Consider the following 17,995-nt stretch of genomic DNA (forward strand, 5'->3'; position numbering starts at 1 on the left):
AAACAGGCCCAAAGCGCCGGGTTTTCTCGGCACTGTGCTGCCGGCAATAGGCAGGGTCACGCCACGGCGCGGAAAGCAGCGCATCGCAGATGCGGCAATCGGCAGGATGTCGTCAAAAGCGCAGCAGTACCTTGAAGACTCAGACCAGCAGCCCGTCCACCGGCTTCACGATTCCCGTCCGGACCTTGCGACGGTTGAGGATCGGCGCGTTCATGAATTTCAGGGTCGCCGGATGCTCGGCCTCCAGTACCCCGATCCGCACCAGCAGGGCGGCGATCGTGCAATTGGCCGCCCGCGTGCTGCCATCGGCGGCCTTCAACGCGATGCCCAGCTTCTTCGTGGGCGCAATCGCCACGAAAAAGCCCTCGGCCCCGGTCTTCAGCGCCACGGGCTCGTGGCAGGCCCTCATAAGCTCGGTACAGGCGCGCTTCTCGCCCGCCACAAGCAGCGGGTTGGCAATCATCGCCTCGCGCAGCCGCACCGCCGCATCCTGCCGCGCGCCGCCGCCTGTCGTGGCGTTGGCGAACCAGCCCATCGCCCGGCCGATTCCCCGCATCGTGGTGATCGAATTCGGCGCGTTGCAGCCATCGGGGGCAAAGCCCGGGCTGCGCTCTCCGGTCAGTTCCTCGAACGCCTCGAAACAGGCCCGCTGCACCGGGTGGTCGGGATCGACATAGTCCGGCCCGCCGTTCAGGTGCTTTGACAGGGTCATGAAACCGGCGTGTTTGCCCGAACAGTTGTTGTGCACCTGGCAGGGCGATCCGTCGGTCTTGATCAGGTGGTTGAACGCCTCCCGGTCCTGCGGCATCTGCGGCCCGCAGCGGAAGTCGTCGTCGCTCAGGCCCAGCCCGTGAATCCACTCGTTCACCGCCTCCGTATGCACCGCCGCGCCCTGGTGTGACGCACAGGCCAGCGCCAGCTGCTGCTGGGTAAGGCCAAACGCATCCGCCGCGCCACTGTCCACCAGCGGCATCGCCTGGATCATCTTGGCCGAGCTGCGCGGATAGATCACCGCATCCGGGTCCCCCCACGCCTCGATCACCTCGCCCTGCCCGTTGCAGATCACGGCATGGCCCAGATGCAGGCTTTCCACGATGTCTCCGCGCCAGATTTCGGTCAGGGGAACAGCATTGGTCACTTGGGGCCTCCGGTCGTCAGGCAGGTCGTCTCGGCGCGTCATTCCTGCGGCGAAAATTCGCCAATTGCACCTTTCATGTCTCGCGTGTTTCAGGCTAGTATTGCAATGTCGAGAAAGAAATGGCTGCACGTGCAGAAAATTCCGTCAGGGGATGGGGCAGCCTAAGGACAATTGAGGTTAAGGACAGCTTGGAGGCTGGACAAATGGGATCACTGAAAGCATTCGGCATCGCCGGGGCCCTTATGGCCATGGTCGCGTCGGGCGCAAGCGCACAAGACGAAAGCACCAATCAGGTCGCCGCGAAAACCGCGTGGAGCGTGTTCGAGGATTCCGACCCGAAAGAGTGCTGGGCCGTCAGTTCGCCAACCGAAACGGTCAATACGAAGGATGGGCGTGTTGTCGCCGTTCGCCGTGGCGACATTCTGATGATGACGTTCTTCCGGCCCGATGCCGGCGTGAATGGCCAGATCACCTTTACCGGCGGCTACCCCTTTGCGGGCGGCTCGACAGTGAACATCAATATCGGCGGGTCCGAGTTCGAGATGTTCACCGAAGGCGAATGGGCCTGGCCCGCCAGCGCGTCGGACGACGCCAAGATCATCGCGGCGATGAAACGTGGCGCCGATGCTGTCCTGACCGCCCGCTCCTCGCGCGGGACGGTCACCAAGGACACGTTCTCGCTCTTGGGCTACACCGCCGCTCTCGAAGAAGCCGAGAAACGCTGCCAGTAAACGCTGCGCTGCGTTAACCGATAACGTCGCGCGGCGCCGCCGCGCGGCGCAAGCGGTCGTTGATCGCGCGGCCCAGGCCCGTGTCGGGAACCGGCGCCACCGCAATGCCTGTCGCACCTTTCGCATCCAGCGCGTGAAGCGCCGCGAACAGGCTCGCCGCCGCTTCCACCAAGTCGCCAGTGGGTGACAGGTTCAGATCGCTTTCCATCGGCCCGAAGCCCAGCATCACCTCGCCCGCCGCCGCCTCCGTCGCGTTCAGACGGACTGCCGCCCCCGGCGCGTAATGCGAGGTCATCTGCCCCGGCGCGGTCAGCGTGCCGCCCTCGGCGTGCCGCTCCAGCGACGTGCCCAGCGCGGCCTCGATCGCCTCGGCCGGTATGCCCCCGGGTCGCAACAGGGTCGGCGCGCCCTCCAGCCCCAGAATCGTCGATTCCAACCCCACGTCACAGGCCCCGCCCTCGACGATCGCCTCGATCCGGCCCGACAGGCCCGCCGCCACATGCGCGGCCTCGGTCGGGCTGATCCGGCCCGACGGGTTGGCCGAGGGGGCCGCCACCGGCCCGCCGAACGTCCGCAACAGGGCCTGCGCCACCGGATGCGCCGGCACCCGTACCGCCAGCGTCGGCAGCTCCGCCGTCACCAGCGGCGACAGGCCCGCATCGCCTCGGATCGGCAACACCAGCGTAATCGCCCCGGGCCAGAAAGCCGAGGCGACGATTTCCGCCGCATCGGACCACGCCACCAGCGTCTTCGCCGCCGCGATATCCGGCACATGCACGATCAGCGGGTTGAACCGGGGCCGCCCCTTGGCCTCGAAGATCCGCGCGACGGCCATGTCGTTCCGCGCATCCGCACCCAGCCCGTAGACCGTCTCGGTCGGAAAGGCGACAAGCCCGCCCTCGCGCCAGACCTCTGCCGCCTGCGCGTAGCCGTCCGCATCAGGGGACAGGTGTCTTGTCTCAAGTGTCATGGTCGGTCTGACGCCGCGTTTCGGTTGCCGTGAAGGGCCGTTGCAATAGAGTTGCCCCAAGACCCACGACACAGTTACAGATGCGCGTGCCGGATTCCAAGCCGCGCCGCCTATCGCCATTCGGGAGATACCGATGCCCTACCGCGCCCCTGTCGAGGATTTCCAGTTCCTGTTCGATCACGTGGTCGGCCTTGACCGCGTCACCGCCACCGACCGCTTTGCCGAGGCGACGCCGGATGTGACGGCTGCCATCCTGTCCGAGGCCGGCAAGCTGTGCGAAGAGGTGCTGGCCCCGCTGCAACGCCCCGGCGACCTGCATCCCGCGAAACTGGAAAACGGCGTTGTGCGCACCAGCCCCGGCTATGCCGAGGGTTACAAGGCCATTGCCGAGGGCGGCTGGGTCGCCATCGCCGCCGACCCCGAGCATGGCGGCATGGGCCTGCCCATGACCGTGACCACGGCCGTGAATGACATGATGTCGGCCGCCTGCCTGTCCCTGCAACTCAGCCCCTTGATGACCCAGGGCCAGATCGAGGCGCTGGAGCACCATGCCAGCGACGCGCTCAAGCAGACCTACCTGCCCAAGCTGGTCAGCGGCGAATGGACCGGAACCATGAACCTGACCGAGGCGCAGGCCGGCAGCGACGTCGGAGCGCTTTCCACCAAGGCCGTGCCCAACGACGATGGCACCTACGCCATCACCGGCCAGAAAATCTATATCAGCTGGGGCGACAATGATTTCACCCCGAATGTCTGTCACCTCGTGCTGGCCCGCCTGCCCGACGCCAAACCCGGCACCAAGGGAATCAGCCTTTTCCTCGTGCCGAAATTCATCCCGGACGAGAACGGCGAGCCGGGCCGCGCCAATGACCTCAAGGTCGTCAGCCTGGAACACAAGATGGGCCTGCATGGCAGCCCCACCGCGGTGATGCAGTATGACGGCGCGACCGGCTGGCTGGTGGGCGAGGAACATGACGGGATGCGCGCCATGTTCACCATGATGAACAACGCCCGCCTCGGCGTCGGAACGCAAGGCGTCGGCGTGGCCGACGGCGCCTACCAGCACGCGCTGGCATATGCGCAAGACCGCAAGCAGGGCCGCAGCACGATAGAGAACGGCACCGGCACCATCATCGACCACGCCAACGTGCGCCGGATGCTGGCCACGATGAAGGCCGAGACCTTCGCCGCCCGCGCCATCGCGCTCACCTGTGCGGCCGCCATCGACATGGAAACCGCCACCGCCGCGCCCGACTGGGCCGCACGCGCCGCCTTCCTCACCCCCATCGCCAAGGCGTTCGGCACCTATACCGGCATCGCGGTGGCCAACATGGGCATCCAGCTGCATGGCGGCATGGGCTTCATCGAGGAAACCGGCGCCGCGCAATACCTGCGCGACGTCCGCGTCACCGCAATCTACGAAGGCACCAACGGCATCCAGGCGATGGACCTCGTGGGCCGCAAGCTGATGGACGGGGGCGAGGCCGCCTATGCCATCCTCGACGAGATCGAAAGCACCGCCGAAGCCGCCCGCGCCAAGCACCCCGAGCTGGCCGAGCCCGTCTGGCAAGCCACCGAATCCCTGCGCGAGGCGACGGAGTGGATGGTCGCCCAGAACGACATGAACAACCGCTTCGCCGGCGCTGTGCCCTTCCTGCGGGCCTTCGCGCGCGTCCTTGGTGGTCACGCGCACCTGCTGGCCGCGATGCACGACACCGATGGCACCCGTGCCCGGCTGGCGCGGTTCTACATCACCCGCATCCTGCCCGAGGCGCAGGCGCATATTGCCCACGCCACCGCCGGGGCCGACGACCTCTACGCCCTCGCCCCCGAGGACTTTGCCGCCTGATGGCCGACGGAAGCAAGATCACCACCCCCTGGGAGAGCGCACCGGAGCACGGCGCGGCGGTCGAAGTGGCCCCCGGCATCCTCTGGATCCGCCTGCCCCTGCCAATGGCGCTTGACCACGTCAACATCTACGCGCTGGACGAGGGCGACAGTTGGACCATAGTGGATACCGGCGTGCGCACCAAACGCTCCATCGCGCTGTGGGAGGACGTGCTGACCGGGCCGCTGAAAGGCAAACCGGTCTCCCGCGTGATCCTCACCCACCACCACCCCGACCATATCGGCATGGCGGGCTGGCTGATGGACCGCTTCGGCGCGGACCTCCTGATGACCCGCACCGCCTACCTGATGGCCCGGATGCTGATCCTCGATGTCGAGGATCGCCCCACGCCACAGGCGCTTGAATTCTGGCAACGCGCGGGCATGGACCCCGAGATCTATGAGGCCCGCAAGAACGACCGACCGTTCAACTTCGCGGACAGCTGCGCGCCCATCCCGGTTGGCTACACCCGCCTGCAACAGGGCGGCACGCTCACCGCCGGCGGCCGAACCTGGGACATCCATGTGGGCCACGGCCACGCGCCCGAGCATCTGACGCTCTGGTCCCGCGACGATGCGCTTGTGATCGCGGGCGACCAGATCATCTCGTCGATCAGCCCCAATATCGGCGTCTACCCGACCGAGCCCGATGCCGACCCTTTGGGTGAATGGCTGGACAGCTGCGAACGCCTGTCTGCGCTTGCCAGACCCGATCAGCTGGTCCTGTCGGGTCACAAGCTGCCCTTCACCGGTCTGCCCACGCGGATGCGCCAACTGGCCCACAATCATCACCACGCCCTGGAACGACTGGAAGCCCATCTCGAAACGCCGCGCACGGCCGCCGAATGCTTCCCCCCGCTCTTCAAGCGCAGGATTGACAGCGGCACCTACGGCCTTGCACTGGTCGAGGCGATTGCACACCTGAATCATCTGTATCAGGCTGGCCGCATCACGCGTCATCTGAACCCGGAAGGTGCGTGGCTCTGGAAGGTTTAAGGGGTACGCCAACATGGACGACGTGATCGAAACGACGGCAGAGTATGCAGAGAGCGCCGTTCTCGCCCGATGCCACGAGGTACATGTCGATCCGAACACACCCTGTACAGAGATTCCCGACAACCTGATCAATGAGAACGCCGGAAGCGCCAAGAGCCCCGCACAATGGGCCTACGAGCGGCTGATTCTCTACATCCAGAACTTCGAGAAGACGCTCGACAACGAGCACGAGGTCGCCATGGGCTTTGCCGGTGGCAGCCCCGGCACCCTGCGCATCGAGGGCATGGGCTATTTCGATCCCGACATCGTCACCTTCTACGGCTCAGATCCGTCGGGCGCCAAGACCCAGCTGATCCAGCATGTCAGCCAGCTTGGCGTGATGCTCCGTGCCCTGCCCAAACCACCCGAAACATCCGAGCCGGCGCGTATCGGCTTCCGCCTTGCGCAGGATCTGGAAACGTCTGCCTGACTGCGACGTTCCGGGCCGTGACAGCCGCTTTGAAATCCGTTATCCAGTCGCGAACAGTGACAACCGCACACGAGGATCGGGATCATGGCCAACGAACACAAGCACGGCGAAATGGATATCAGGGTTCAGGAAAAGACCTTCGAGGGCTTCCTGAAGGCATCGACCTACGTCGCGGCCGGCTCCATTATCTTTCTTATTCTGCTGGCGATGATAAACATCTAGGCCGCGCGTCGGCGAACCGACAGGAATGCGACGCCCCCGCAGGACACTGAGGGGGCGTTTTGTTATGTGACGCCTGCCCCGCAAAAGCGCGCCGCGTCACCCCACCAGGTACAGCATCAGGTAAAGCGCGACACCGCCCGATAGAATCGCCGCGATGATGTTGCGGGTCCATCCACCCACCACGACAGTGACCGCCGCCGCCACCAGCCGCGCCGGGTCCGGCTCTCCGTTCGTGGCCGCGGGCCACAAGACCAGCGGCGCCACCAGCCCGGGCAGGATCGCAACCGCGGTATAGCGCAAATGCCTGAGCAGCCATGGCGGCAGCGGCCTGTCCCCGACGATGCCGATGAAAAAGAACCGGAGCAGGTAACTGCCCAGCCCAAGAAGGACGATCACGGTCCAGATGGTTGCGGTATCCATCACACGCCCCCGTCCGGGTGTGTGCGCCGCTCGATCTCGGCGCCCGTCATCATCGCGGCAATCCCCGCCACGAAAAGGCCGAGGTTATAGGGCAAAAAGGCGAAGATCAGCGCCCCCACGACCGAGACCAGAGCCGCCGCCAGGTGCGCCCGCGTGCGGAGCATCGGCATGATGATCGCGATGAACGTGATTGGCACCGCGAAATCCAGTGCCATCCAATCGGGGATCGAACTGCCGAGCACCGCGCCAATGACCGTGAACAGGTACCAGAACGGGCAGACCGGTACGACCGTCCCCCAGAAATACAACAGCTTCTGGCGCAAGGCCCAATCCCGGTTCTCTTCGAACCGCATATGCGCCAACGCATAGCTCTGGTCGACGATGAAATACGCGGCCAGCGCCCGGTGCCACAGCGGCGCGGCCCCCAGATAGGGTGTCAGCGCGGCGGAATACATCGCCATCCGCAGGTTCACCGCCAGCGCCGAGGCCAGCACCAGGATGACCGGCGCATTGTCCACCATCAACGCCAGTGCCGTGAACTGCGCCGCCCCCGCGATGACCGCAAAGGAAAAGGTCAGCGCCTCCAGCACGTTCAGCCCGGCCTCGGTCGCCACCACGCCAAAGAGCGTGGCAAAGGGCGACACGACCAAAACAAAGGGGGCCGCATCGCGTACCCCTTTGAAGAAAATCGACTTGTCGGTTTCCGTTGTCATCCGAACATCTTACGTTACCACTTACCCTAGGATGCCTATCCTGCAATTAGAGGGACCGCAATTGGCGAAGACCGACACTCCGAACGCGTATATCATCGCTCCCGACCCCAAGGCACCGCGCCTGACACGGTCCGTGGAAGGCGTGGACCATGACGGCAATCCGACGAATATCGCGGTGGTCGAGGAACGGCCTCTGACGATTTTCCTCAACGGTCAGGAAATCGTGACCGCCATGACCATCGGCGACTACCCCGACTACCTCGCCGTCGGCTTCCTGAGAAACCAGGGGATGCTCAAGGACGACGAGACGATCAAGGGCGTCGACTATGACGAGGATCTCGAAACCGTCGTCGTGCGCACCGATGGCGAAACCACCTACGAAGAAAAGCTCAAGAAAAAGACCCGCACCTCGGGCTGTGCCGTGGGCACCGTCTTCGGCGATATGATGGAGGGGTTGGAGGACACCACCCTGCCAGACCTGCGGGTCAAGACCTCCGACCTTTACGCGCTCGCCAGCACGATCAACCGCACGCCGTCCCTGTACCTGGAGGCCGGGGCGATCCACGGCACCGTGCTCTGCCAGGGCGACCGCCCGCTGGTCTACATGGAGGATGTCGGCCGCCACAACGCCGTCGACAAGATCGCCGGCTGGATGCTGTCGGAAGGCGTGTCACCCGACGACAAGCTGCTCTACACCACCGGGCGCCTGACCTCGGAAATGGTCATCAAGACCGCGCTGATGGGCATCCCCGCCCTCGCCTCCCGCTCCGGCTTCACTGCCTGGGGGGTCGAGATCGCCCGCGAGGTGGGCCTCACCCTTATCGGCCGGATGCGCGGCCGGCGTTTTGTCTGCCTTGCGGGCGAGGAACGTCTGGTACGCGACGCAGACCCGTCCTCAATCCCCGATGAGGACAAGAAACACCGCCGCAAAAGCGCAGACGCATGACCAAGCCTTTGGGCGTGATCCTCGCGGGCGGCCTCGCCACGCGCATGGGCGGCGGCGACAAGGGCCTGCTCCCGCTGAGTGACGGAACGATCCTCGATCAGGTCATCGCCCGCCTCGACCCACAGGTGGCGGGCATGGCCCTGAACGCCAACGGCGACCCCGACCGCTTCGCGCATCTCGGTCTGCCGGTCCTGCCCGACTCCCTGCCCGATTTCCCCGGGCCACTTGTGGGCGTGCTGGCCGGTCTCGACTGGGCCGCGACGCAAGGCGCGGACACCATCGTTACCGTCGCAGCAGACACGCCGTTTTTTCCCGAAAATCTCGTATCTCACCTGACCGAAACAGCGGCAGACATGACTCACCCGCTCGTCCTCGCCGCCACGCCGCGTGGCGCGGACGAGAAAACCAAGTCCATGTCCCGCTCCGGCCTCGTCCGCCATCCCACCTTCGGCCTCTGGCCCACAGCCCTGCGCGACGACCTGCGTACGGCCCTGCAGGACGGGCTGCGCAAGGTCGTCCTCTGGACCGAAAAGCATGGCGGCCGCGAGGCGCTGTTTGACATCCCGGGCGATCCGTTCTTCAACGTGAACACGCCCGAGGATCTCGCCCGCGCGCAGGACATGATGAAAGACCGCAGATGAAACTATACGGTGTCGTAGGGTGGAAGAACGCCGGCAAGACCGGCCTGATGGAACGCCTCGTGACCGAAATCTCGGGTCGCGGCTTGACCGTTTCCACCGTCAAGCACGCGCATCACCGCTTTGACGTCGATCACCCCGGCAAGGACAGCCACCGCCACCGCGTTGCCGGTGCGACCGAGGTGCTGCTCGCCTCCCGCGCTCGTTTTGCCCTGATGCACGAGCTGCGCGACGAGGACGAACCCTCGCTCGACACGCTTCTTTCCAAGCTCTCCCCGGTCGATCTCGTGCTGATCGAAGGCTACAAGCGCGACGCGCATCCCAAGGTCGAGGCGCACCGCTCCGTCACCGGCAACCCGCTGATCGCACCGGGCGATCCGACGATCCACGCCGTGGCCAGCGACACGCCCCTCGACCTCGATCGCCCCGTCTTCGACCTCGACGACACGAAAGCTATCGCAGATTTCATCTTGGCACAGGTCGGCTTGTGACCCCGTACGACACGGTCGCAATCATCGACTGGTCCGGTGGCAACGACACCGGCGCCCGTCCGCGCAAAGACGCGATATGGCTCGGCCTCACCCGCGACGGAAACGATACCGCACCACAATACATACGAAACCGTATTGAGGCTGAAACCCTACTCGCCAACCTCATCGAAACCGAGACCGCCGCCAACCGTCGCCTCTTCATCGGCCTCGACTTCCCCTTCGCCTATCCCGATGGCTTCGCCCGCGCACTTGCCGGCACCGATGACCCGTTCGCCGTCTGGAGCTGGCTGGACAGACATATCGAAGACAGCCCCAAGACCAACAACCGTTTCGACGTCGCCGGCCTTGTCAATCGAACGCTCGGCGATGGCATCGGCCCGTTCTGGGGCAATGGTCGCCCCAATCACGATGTTCCCGGCTTGCCAAGGACCAAACGGACCTACCACAACCCCTTCCCCGACCGCCGCGCGGTCGAAAAGCAGGCGGAGGGCAGCTTCACGTGCTGGCAACTCTCCGGCGCGGGCGCCGTTGGCGGCCAAGTCCTTACCGGCCTGCCCATCCTGCACCGTCTGCGCCAACGCTTCCCCGGCCTGATCGCCACATGGCCCTTCGAGCCTCTCGACAAACCCGTCGCCCTCGTCGAGATCTGGCCCGGCCTCATCAATCGGATCGTCAAAGAGGCCGAGGCAAGCGGCGGCATCCGCGACGCCCACCAGGTGCGTCTGCTGGCCCGTGCCGTCGCCCGCTTGCACCCCGACGCGCTGGCCGCCATGCTGGACGTCAACGCCCCGGTCGAAGGCTGGATCATGGGGCTGGAACACGAGGACAAACTGATGGCCACCGCCGACGATACCCTGCGCCCCCCACCCCTGCGCGACGACTGTTTCGCGCTGCCTGCCGGCGTGGACTGGACCCCGGTGGACGATGCCCTCTCCATGCTGCAGGACAGGCTGCACCCGGTCGTTGCGACCCAAACCCTACCGCTCACCGATGCACTTGGCCGCATCCTTGCCGCCGATGTGACGGCCAAACGGGCCAATCCCCCCCATGCAAACACCGCCGTCGACGGCTACGGCTTTGCCCATGCCAGCCTGACGGAAGGCGACCAGACCCTGCCACTCACGCCCGGCCGCGCCGCCGCTGGCAAGGCGTTCGAGGGAACCGTGCCCCCCGGCCATGCCATCCGCATCCTCACCGGCGCCGCCCTGCCACAGGGAGTCGACACCGTGATCCTGCAAGAGGACGTCACCGCCAGCGAAACCGCCATCGCCTTTCGCCCCGGCGTCAATCCCGGCGCGAACACCCGCAAGGCGGGCGAAGACGTCTTGGCCGGCGACACGATCCTGCCGAAGGGCCGCAAGCTCACCCCCGCCGACCTCGCGCTCCTTTCCGCCACTGGCAACACCGACCTCACCGTCCACGCCCCCCTGCGCGTCGCGATCCTGTCCACCGGCGATGAACTGGTCGAGCCGGGTGCGTCCGCGGCACCCGGCCAGATTTTCGACGCCAACCGCCCCATGCTTCTCGGCCTGACCGAACGCTTCGGCTTCACGCCCGTAGACCTCGGCCGCGTTCCCGACGACCGCGAGACCCTCCGCACCGCGCTCGACAGGGGCGCGGCACAGGCCGACGTCATCCTGACATCCGGCGGTGCCTCCTCGGGCGACGAAGACCACGTCTCGGCCCTGCTGAACGAGACCGGCGCCATGTCTCAGTGGCGCATCGCCGTCAAACCGGGCCGCCCGCTCGCGCTCGGGCTCTGGAACGGCACACCCGTCTTCGGCCTCCCCGGCAATCCGGTCGCCGCACTCGTCTGCACGCTCGTCTTCGCCCGTCCCGCGATGGGCCTCCTCTCGGGCCAGGGCTGGCACCGTCCACAGGGCTTTTCCCTGCCCGCCGCCTTCTCGAAATCCAAGAAACCCGGCCGCCGCGAATACCTGCGCGCCCGGGTCACAGACGGGCAGGCCGAAATATTCAAATCCGAAGGCTCCGGGCGCATAAGCGGCCTGAGCTGGGCCGACGGGCTGGTCGAACTTCCCGACCAAGCCATCACGATCAGTCCCGGCGATCCGGTCACCTACATCCCCTTCGCCAGTTTTTTCCACTGAGCGGATCTTGACCCGACCCGTAGCGCAAGCCTGTTTTCGGGCCAAACCGGATGGTCCAGAAACCTGCAGCCTCTGCTCCGCAGGTTCGCCCGAAGCAGCCATGTACTACTGGTCTGACGCTTTCTCCAACACGAGGAAAGTCATCATTCCAAGGGGCGGCAACGGCTTTTGCACGTCGATCTTGAGACACTCTTGGCCAAGCACGGTTTCGATCTCGAAATCGGAATGCCACCCGATAACATTGGCCACTGGCGCCAGCATTTTCTCCAGAACGGAAAGCACGCCTGTCTGCCGCACGAAATGGTTCGTGATCACCACTTTACCGCCCGGTTTGCAGACCCGGCCTATTTCGCGCATCACGCGCTCGGGCTCGGGAACGACCGACAGGACATGCATCGCTGCGACCGTGTCGAAGTGATTGTCCGGGAAATCAAGGGTGCGGGCATCCATCTGCCGCAATTCCCTGACATGCCCCAGATTCAGGCGCTGCACCTTGTCGCGGGCCTTGGCAAGCATCTCTTCGCTGAAGTCGATCCCGCTGACTTGCATCGCCGGGTCATAATGCTCGAGCGCAAGCCCCGTGCCCACGCCCACCTCGAGAACGGTGCCGGGGCGGGTGTTGATATACTCTACCGCACGCTTCCGGCCGACATTCGTCACCGCTCCGAATGTCCTGTCGTAGATTGGAGCCCACCGGGCGTAGGACGTACTGACGGCGTTGATATCCATGCGTTCTCCTTACTTGCCGAACTCTCGCGCCTTTGTCACGGCGGACCATGCCACCATGATCAGATAGCACACGGACAGCACAGACAATGCAATCCAGGTGAATGTAAAGAAGGCGGCCCCGGCCAGGACGACGCCGACCAGGAAAAACTTCACCCTTGCCCGCGAAATCGACACGCCCTTGAGCGACAGTGTCGGCACGGTGCTGATCATCAACAGGCCGACAAGCACCATGTAGATGCAGATTGCGAAGCCGGGCAGTTGCACGGTCTCGAATGCGAACGACAGGAAAAGCGGCACCATGACAAGCACCGCACCGGCAGGCGACGGCACCCCCGAGAAGTGGGCGCTCGGCCCCGGCGCCTCCTCGACCTTGTGATCGACATTGAAACGCGCCAACCGGATGACGCAGCAGACCGTGAAGAAAAGAACGAAAATCCAGGCCGCACTGCGGATCTCCTGCAGGCCCCAGAAATACAGGATCAGTGGCGGCGCGACACCGAAATTGAGGAAATCCGCCAGCGAATCGAGCTCGGCGCCGATCTTGCTGTCGCTACGCATCAAGCGCGCGACCCGGCCATCGACGCCATCCAGCACGCAGGCCAGCAGCACAAGCTGCACCGCCAAGATGTAATCCGCCTGCACCGCGAACCTGATCGACGTCATGCCGGCACAGATCGCGGCAAGCGTGATCAGGTTCGGCAGCAGCTGGACAAGCGCGGCGTCGTTTCTTTTCCTGCCGGCGTTGTTCCGTGGGGTCTGGTTATCTCGTGGCATCAGGCACTTTGAGGTCCGCCAAAACGGTTTCTCCGGCGATCATGGTCTGCCCCACGCGAACCGAGGGCATAACACCTTCGGGCAGATAGACATCCAGCCTGGAGCCAAACCGGATCAGTCCGAATCTTTCCGAGGTCGACAGGGTATCACCCGGCTGGACAAAACACACGATCCGCCGCGCCACCAACCCCGCAATCTGCACGACAGCGACGTCCCGCTCATCCGCCATGCGGATGCGCAGACTGTTGCGTTCGTTGTCCGCGCTGGCCTTGTCCAGCGAGGCATTGAAGAACTTTCCGGGCCGATAGGCGACCGCTTCGATCCGGCCACCGACGGGCATACGATTCACATGGCAGTTGAACACGCTCATGAAGACGCTGATGCGGGTCAGGGCCTCGCCAGGCATCCCCAACTCCTCGGGCGGGACCGCTTGCTCGATCAACGAGACGATGCCATCCGCGGGGCTGACGATGACACCGCTTCGCGACGGCGGCACGCGCTCGGGGTCCCGGAAGAAATAGTAGCACCAGACCGTAAGCCCAACACCAATCCACCCCAGGATGTCGGCTACGAGAAACAACAGGAGGGTCGCCGCGGCAAAAATCGCAACGAACTTTCTACCTTCCGGATGCATCGGTTTGATGAATGTATCGAGCATTCGCATGGAGGTTTCCCGTGTCCGCTGAGTGATCCCGCGTTATGGAGCCCGTCAGCCACAACTTCAAGCCCAAGAGCAAGTCCGGGGTATATTCGACCGGCGCAAGACTGGTCGCTGCGAGTCACCAAAGAACACTCCAGGGCCGTCGAATGTGGCCCGGTCTCAATAGGGGCGGTCTAAAGATTGACTTGTAGGCACGTCCCTTGGCCGACCTTCAGTCCCGGCACGGCACCCTAAAGATAGACGGGCCCTGAGCCACCCCCGAAATCTGGACACTCACTGGAAATGCAAAGAATTCAAGCGGCTCTTTTGACCATTTATCCATGCGGCAAAGGAGAACGCAGATGGCCTCCGAGCCGCCACCGTTCGAGCGCCGTTGATTGTCGACAGCGCAGTCGCGTCATTGATGAAACCCGCTCATGTGTGACGTGCATCAGAAGCTTATTACATTCCGCCCCGAGGCGCATGATGTCTTGTCTCGTAACGGAGCGAAGTTCCGCTCCCTTCTGTCGAGGAGATTCTGCATGAGAGATGCACCGACCGCCACGCGGCTTACCGGCCTCGCCCTTCTTTCCGCAACCGCCACGGCGCGGGGCGCCGTCGCCAACTCGACCGACTGAGAAACAGCGGTCCCTCCGCTCGACAGCCAGACAGGCGGTCCTGTCCGGATCGAGCGAGCCGACCGACACCATGAAGAAAGGAAACCCACCATGATACTGCAAAGCACCTACACCCTGTCCAACGGCGTCGAGATCCCAAAGCTGGGCCTTGGCACCTGGTTCATCGACGACGACAAGGCTGCCGATGCGGTGAAGGCTGCCGTCGAGATCGGCTACCGCCACATTGACACCGCCCAGGCCTATGGCAACGAACGCGGCGTGGGCGACGGCGTCCGCAACGCCTCCGTGCCCCGCGAGGAACTCTTCGTGGTGACCAAGCTGGATGCCGGCATCAAGGACTACGAGACGGCCAGGGCCTCGATCGACAGCTCCCTGAAGACGATGGGCCTCGACTATATCGACATGATGATCATCCACAGCCCCCAGCCCTGGGAAGATTTCGGCGGGTCCGACCGCTATTTCGAAGGCAACCTGGCGGCGTGGAAGGCGCTGGAAGAGGCGTATGAGGCGGGCAAGCTGCGCGCGATCGGCGTGTCGAACTTCCAGAAGGAGGACCTCGACAACCTGCTCGACAACGCCACGGTGAAGCCGATGCTGAACCAGATCCTCGCGCATGTCAGCAACACGCCCTTCGACCTGATCGACTACACCAGGTCCAAGGGGCTCGTGGTAGAAGCCTACTCACCCGTCGGCCACGGCCAGATTCTCGACAACGCCGAGATCGGCGAAATGGCCGGCAAGTACAGTGTCAGCGTCCCGCAGCTCTGCATCCGTTACCTGCTTCAACTGGGCCTGCTGCCGCTGCCGAAAACGGCAAACCCGGATCACATGCGCAACAACGCCGATGTCGACTTCGAGATTTCGGACGCCGACATGGAAACCCTGAAGAACGCGAAGCCCATCGAGGATTACGGCGACGCGAGCGTGTTCCCGGTCTACGGCGGCACGATGTAATTGGAATACCTCCGGCTGCGATACGCGGCCGGGGGGCGATGATCGAGACTGCAAAGCCTTGATGCATGCGGAGGGCGGAACTTGGGCTCTGCCATTTGCATTTCGTGGTGCAGTTTAGGTGCTGTCAGGGTTCGTATCTAGCTGAACGCTATGAGCCCTTATGAGACATCTATGTCGAGCACCCAGCCGATTAACAGCCGCGAAGCGGCTTGACCATCGTCAGCCCCTCCCTCGGGCTGGCGATTTGGCTGGGGCCGGCCGCACCGATCATTCCGAGGATTTATTTGGCAGGCATACGCAGACCGCAGTCGCCGGGACAAAACCGAGGAAATCGAGCTTGATGCACCAGACCTGACGGTGTTTGATCGGCGGTCCGGGTATTTTGCGGCACCTGGTTTTTCATGGCCCGACTTCATGGCGAATGACCCCGACAGGACGCGGATTCTGACTGGCTACCGGCAGGTCAAGGTTACGGATCGCGCCGTATTATGGTGGCAATTCCGGAGCAGGCTCAATGCATACGCCTTGTTGTGCCAATCGACGGCATGGCCTTGGGAAAACGCCAACTCGTATAGCGGGCGACAAGCTCCGGAGGCATCCGGAACCATCCACGCGCGCATCCATCTCACGATAAGGCGTCACATCTGCAAGTCGTCCGAGGCGGAGGCCCAGCGCCGACGCCGAGACAAATCTGCGCGGCACCGCCGCACCGATTACCTGCCGTCATAGCCTTTTTTCTGCGCCTGGTAGAGCCGCGCATAAAGCCCGTTCTCGGCCAGCAGTTCTTCGTGCCGGCCCATCTCCACCAACTGCCCCGATTCCAGCACGAAAATCCGGTCAGCCTCGGAGATGGAACTCAGCCGGTGCGCCACCACGATCGTCGTCTTTCCATTGGTCAGCCGCGCCAGCGCCGACTTGATGCGTTCTTCCGTCGCCTGGTCCAGCGCCGAGGTCGCCTCGTCCAGCAGCAATATCGGCGCATCCCGCAGGAAGGCCCGCGCAATCGCGATTCGCTGCTTCTGCCCGCCAGACAGTTGTGCCCCCTTTGGACCCACCGGCGTCTCGCCCCGCGCGCGGATCAGGTCGGCGATCTCCGCATCCTCGGCCGCCTGCCAGACCTGCGCGTCGCTCGCGTCGGGGTTCACGTAGCGGATATTGTCCCAGATAGATGCATTGAAGATCACGATATCCTGCGCCACCACGGAAAACGCGCCGCGCAGGGCCGCCACCTGCAACTCCCGTATGGGCGTGCCACCGAACGTGATGTCGCCGCCCTTCACATCGTAAAGCCGCGACAAGAGCGACAGGATCGTGGTTTTGCCCGACCCCGTAGACCCCACGATCGCCGAGACCTTTCCACCCTCGAATCCCATGCTCAGCCCTTCAAAGAGCGGTTGATCGGCGGAATAGGAAAAGCTCACATTCTCCAGAACAATATCGCCACTCGTGTCGAACGACGTCTTCGCATCGTCCGCGTCCCGGATGCTGGACTCCTGGTCGTAAAGGTTCCGCACCCGGTCCAGCAGCACGAGGTTCGACTGCAATCCGCCAAAGAACTGCGCCAGCAGGCGTGCCGGGTCGAAGACCATCACCATCCCCAGAAGGAAGGTAATGATCCCCGCACCGTCCACGTCGTAGTCCGGCGACAACACCATATATCCGCCACCCCCGATCACCAGCACGTAAACGAAGGCCGAGCTCAGGTCGATCGACGGCAAAATCAGGGCCTGGGTCACCTGCACCCGGTTCATCAGCCGCCGGATCGCGTCGGTGCCACGCATCAACCGGTCCTTCTCGACCTCTTCCTGCCGGGCGATCTTCACGGTGCGCATCCCGTTCACCGTCTCCTCGATGCCGTTCATGTAGCCGCCCAGCGCCTCTTCGGCCTCGCCCTGGGCTTGTTTCACCCGGTCGGATACGAAATTCATCACCATGATGATGAACGGCAGCACCACGATGGCTGATACGAACAGGATCGGGTTCTTCCAGATGAGATATCCCGACACCACGATCACGGTCACCGCGTCCCTCAGGGCACCGGCCACGCCAAGGCCCACGAACAACCCGATCTGCTGCGTCTGCGTCACCAGCTTCTGGATGATCTCGCCCGATTTCGTCCGCTCGAAATAGGCCAGGTCCAGCGACATCAGGTGCCCGATCAGATCCCGCCGCATCTCGTAGATTGCCTGGTTTGATATCTTGACCGTTATCATCGGCGCCAGGAAAGACACCACGCCTCGCGTCGCGAACAGGACAAAAACCACGACACAGACCTCGATCAGGTCCCGCATCGCGCCGGACTCGAAAATCACCCGCAGGCCGTCTTCGGTCATCGCCAGAAACTGCTGATAGACCAAGCCCTGCACCAGGATCAGCAACAGCACAAGCAACAGCTTGCCGGAATGCTTGCGCAGGTAGCCGTGCCAGAACCACCGCATGTTCCGCTTGTCCGCCGCGCTGTAAAGCGGCTGGCGTTTCTTCGCTGGGGTATCGCTCATATGGGCTGCAATCCGATCGCTTCTCGACTGAGG

The 17,995-nt window shown here is 63.9% G+C and carries 18 protein-coding genes; 10 read left to right on the forward strand and 8 right to left on the reverse strand.

Going from position 1 to position 17,995, the window contains the following annotated elements; translation table 11 throughout:
- Positions 1-139 precede the first annotated feature (139 nt).
- Entirely contained in the window at positions 140-1,138 is a 999-nt protein-coding gene (locus C2I35_RS13335) for an asparaginase (RefSeq protein ID WP_211286143.1), read from the reverse strand.
- Positions 1,139-1,341: 203 nt separating this feature from the next.
- On the opposite strand from C2I35_RS13335, the gene C2I35_RS13340 reads away from it, so the two are divergent.
- Positions 1,342-1,869 (forward strand): invasion associated locus B family protein, encoded by a 528-nt coding sequence (locus C2I35_RS13340; protein ID WP_371931667.1) that lies wholly within the window; start codon positions 1,342-1,344, stop codon positions 1,867-1,869.
- Between the two features lie 13 nt (positions 1,870-1,882).
- Here the strand turns inward: C2I35_RS13340 and C2I35_RS13345 are convergent, their stop codons facing one another.
- Positions 1,883-2,839 carry an L-threonylcarbamoyladenylate synthase gene (locus C2I35_RS13345; protein WP_103763562.1) on the reverse strand — a complete coding sequence of 319 codons (957 nt, stop codon included), beginning with the start codon at positions 2,837-2,839 and terminating at the stop codon, positions 1,883-1,885.
- A gap of 133 nt (positions 2,840-2,972) precedes the next feature.
- On the opposite strand from C2I35_RS13345, the gene C2I35_RS13350 reads away from it, so the two are divergent.
- The 4 genes from C2I35_RS13350 to C2I35_RS13365 all read left to right on the forward strand — a co-directional run bounded on the left by C2I35_RS13350 (position 2,973) and on the right by C2I35_RS13365 (position 6,413).
- Positions 2,973-4,688 carry an acyl-CoA dehydrogenase gene (locus C2I35_RS13350; protein ID WP_103763563.1) on the forward strand — a complete coding sequence of 572 codons (1,716 nt, stop codon included), beginning with the start codon at positions 2,973-2,975 and terminating at the stop codon, positions 4,686-4,688.
- Complete coding sequence (locus tag C2I35_RS13355) at positions 4,688-5,722, forward strand: MBL fold metallo-hydrolase (protein ID WP_103763564.1); 1,035 nt, start codon at positions 4,688-4,690, stop codon at positions 5,720-5,722. The genes C2I35_RS13350 and C2I35_RS13355 overlap by 1 nt, the downstream gene beginning before the upstream one ends.
- 13 nt (positions 5,723-5,735) lie before the next feature.
- A complete protein-coding gene (locus C2I35_RS13360; RefSeq protein WP_103763565.1) occupies positions 5,736-6,191 on the forward strand; it encodes a hypothetical protein in 456 nt (151 codons plus the stop codon).
- A gap of 84 nt (positions 6,192-6,275) precedes the next feature.
- Positions 6,276-6,413, forward strand: a complete 138-nt coding sequence (locus C2I35_RS13365; RefSeq protein ID WP_103763566.1) for an aa3-type cytochrome c oxidase subunit IV — start codon at positions 6,276-6,278, stop codon at positions 6,411-6,413.
- A gap of 96 nt (positions 6,414-6,509) precedes the next feature.
- Here C2I35_RS13365 and C2I35_RS13370 read toward each other — a convergent pair whose 3' ends face one another.
- Both C2I35_RS13370 and C2I35_RS13375 read right to left on the reverse strand, forming a co-directional pair.
- Positions 6,510-6,833 (reverse strand): AzlD domain-containing protein, encoded by a 324-nt coding sequence (locus C2I35_RS13370; protein ID WP_211286144.1) that lies wholly within the window; start codon positions 6,831-6,833, stop codon positions 6,510-6,512.
- Complete coding sequence (locus C2I35_RS13375; protein WP_103763568.1) at positions 6,833-7,546, reverse strand: AzlC family ABC transporter permease; 714 nt, start codon at positions 7,544-7,546, stop codon at positions 6,833-6,835. The genes C2I35_RS13370 and C2I35_RS13375 overlap by 1 nt, the downstream gene beginning before the upstream one ends.
- Positions 7,547-7,577: 31 nt before the next feature.
- Here C2I35_RS13375 and fdhD point away from each other — a divergent pair, with 31 nt between their 5' ends.
- From fdhD to C2I35_RS13395, 4 genes are read left to right on the forward strand one after another with little or no spacing between them, the layout of a single operon-like run.
- The gene (fdhD, locus tag C2I35_RS13380) at positions 7,578-8,492 is read left to right on the forward strand and encodes a formate dehydrogenase accessory sulfurtransferase FdhD (protein ID WP_103763569.1); all 915 of its coding nucleotides are present in this window, start codon (positions 7,578-7,580) and stop codon (positions 8,490-8,492) included.
- The gene (gene mobA, locus C2I35_RS13385; protein ID WP_103763570.1) at positions 8,489-9,133 is read left to right on the forward strand and encodes a molybdenum cofactor guanylyltransferase MobA; all 645 of its coding nucleotides are present in this window, start codon (positions 8,489-8,491) and stop codon (positions 9,131-9,133) included. Before fdhD ends, mobA begins: the two co-directional genes overlap by 4 nt.
- The gene (gene mobB, locus C2I35_RS13390) at positions 9,130-9,621 is read left to right on the forward strand and encodes a molybdopterin-guanine dinucleotide biosynthesis protein B (protein ID WP_103763571.1); all 492 of its coding nucleotides are present in this window, start codon (positions 9,130-9,132) and stop codon (positions 9,619-9,621) included. Before mobA ends, mobB begins: the two co-directional genes overlap by 4 nt.
- On the forward strand, positions 9,618-11,729 hold the full coding sequence (locus tag C2I35_RS13395) for a molybdenum cofactor synthesis domain-containing protein (RefSeq protein WP_103763572.1): 2,112 nt from the start codon (positions 9,618-9,620) through the stop codon (positions 11,727-11,729). The genes mobB and C2I35_RS13395 overlap by 4 nt, the downstream gene beginning before the upstream one ends.
- 105 nt (positions 11,730-11,834) lie before the next feature.
- On the opposite strand, the gene C2I35_RS13400 is transcribed toward C2I35_RS13395, so the two are convergent.
- From C2I35_RS13400 to C2I35_RS13410, 3 genes are read right to left on the reverse strand one after another with little or no spacing between them, the layout of a single operon-like run.
- Complete coding sequence (locus tag C2I35_RS13400; protein ID WP_103763573.1) at positions 11,835-12,458, reverse strand: class I SAM-dependent methyltransferase; 624 nt, start codon at positions 12,456-12,458, stop codon at positions 11,835-11,837.
- A 9-nt stretch (positions 12,459-12,467) separates the two neighbouring features.
- The gene (gene pssA / locus C2I35_RS13405) at positions 12,468-13,232 is read right to left on the reverse strand and encodes a CDP-diacylglycerol--serine O-phosphatidyltransferase (protein ID WP_103763574.1); all 765 of its coding nucleotides are present in this window, start codon (positions 13,230-13,232) and stop codon (positions 12,468-12,470) included.
- On the reverse strand, positions 13,219-13,923 hold the full coding sequence (locus C2I35_RS13410) for a phosphatidylserine decarboxylase (protein WP_281255067.1): 705 nt from the start codon (positions 13,921-13,923) through the stop codon (positions 13,219-13,221). Before C2I35_RS13410 ends, pssA begins: the two co-directional genes overlap by 14 nt.
- A 677-nt stretch (positions 13,924-14,600) precedes the next feature.
- Between C2I35_RS13410 and C2I35_RS13415 the strand changes: the two genes are divergently transcribed.
- Complete coding sequence (locus C2I35_RS13415; protein ID WP_103763576.1) at positions 14,601-15,464, forward strand: aldo/keto reductase; 864 nt, start codon at positions 14,601-14,603, stop codon at positions 15,462-15,464.
- Positions 15,465-16,177: 713 nt separating this feature from the next.
- Here the strand turns inward: C2I35_RS13415 and C2I35_RS13420 are convergent.
- Entirely contained in the window at positions 16,178-17,962 is a 1,785-nt protein-coding gene (locus C2I35_RS13420; protein WP_103763577.1) for an ABC transporter ATP-binding protein, read from the reverse strand.
- Positions 17,963-17,995: the final 33 nt, after the last annotated feature.

The sequence above is a fragment of the Roseovarius confluentis genome, assembly GCF_002917925.1.
Taxonomy (GTDB): Bacteria; Pseudomonadota; Alphaproteobacteria; order Rhodobacterales; family Rhodobacteraceae; genus Roseovarius; species Roseovarius confluentis.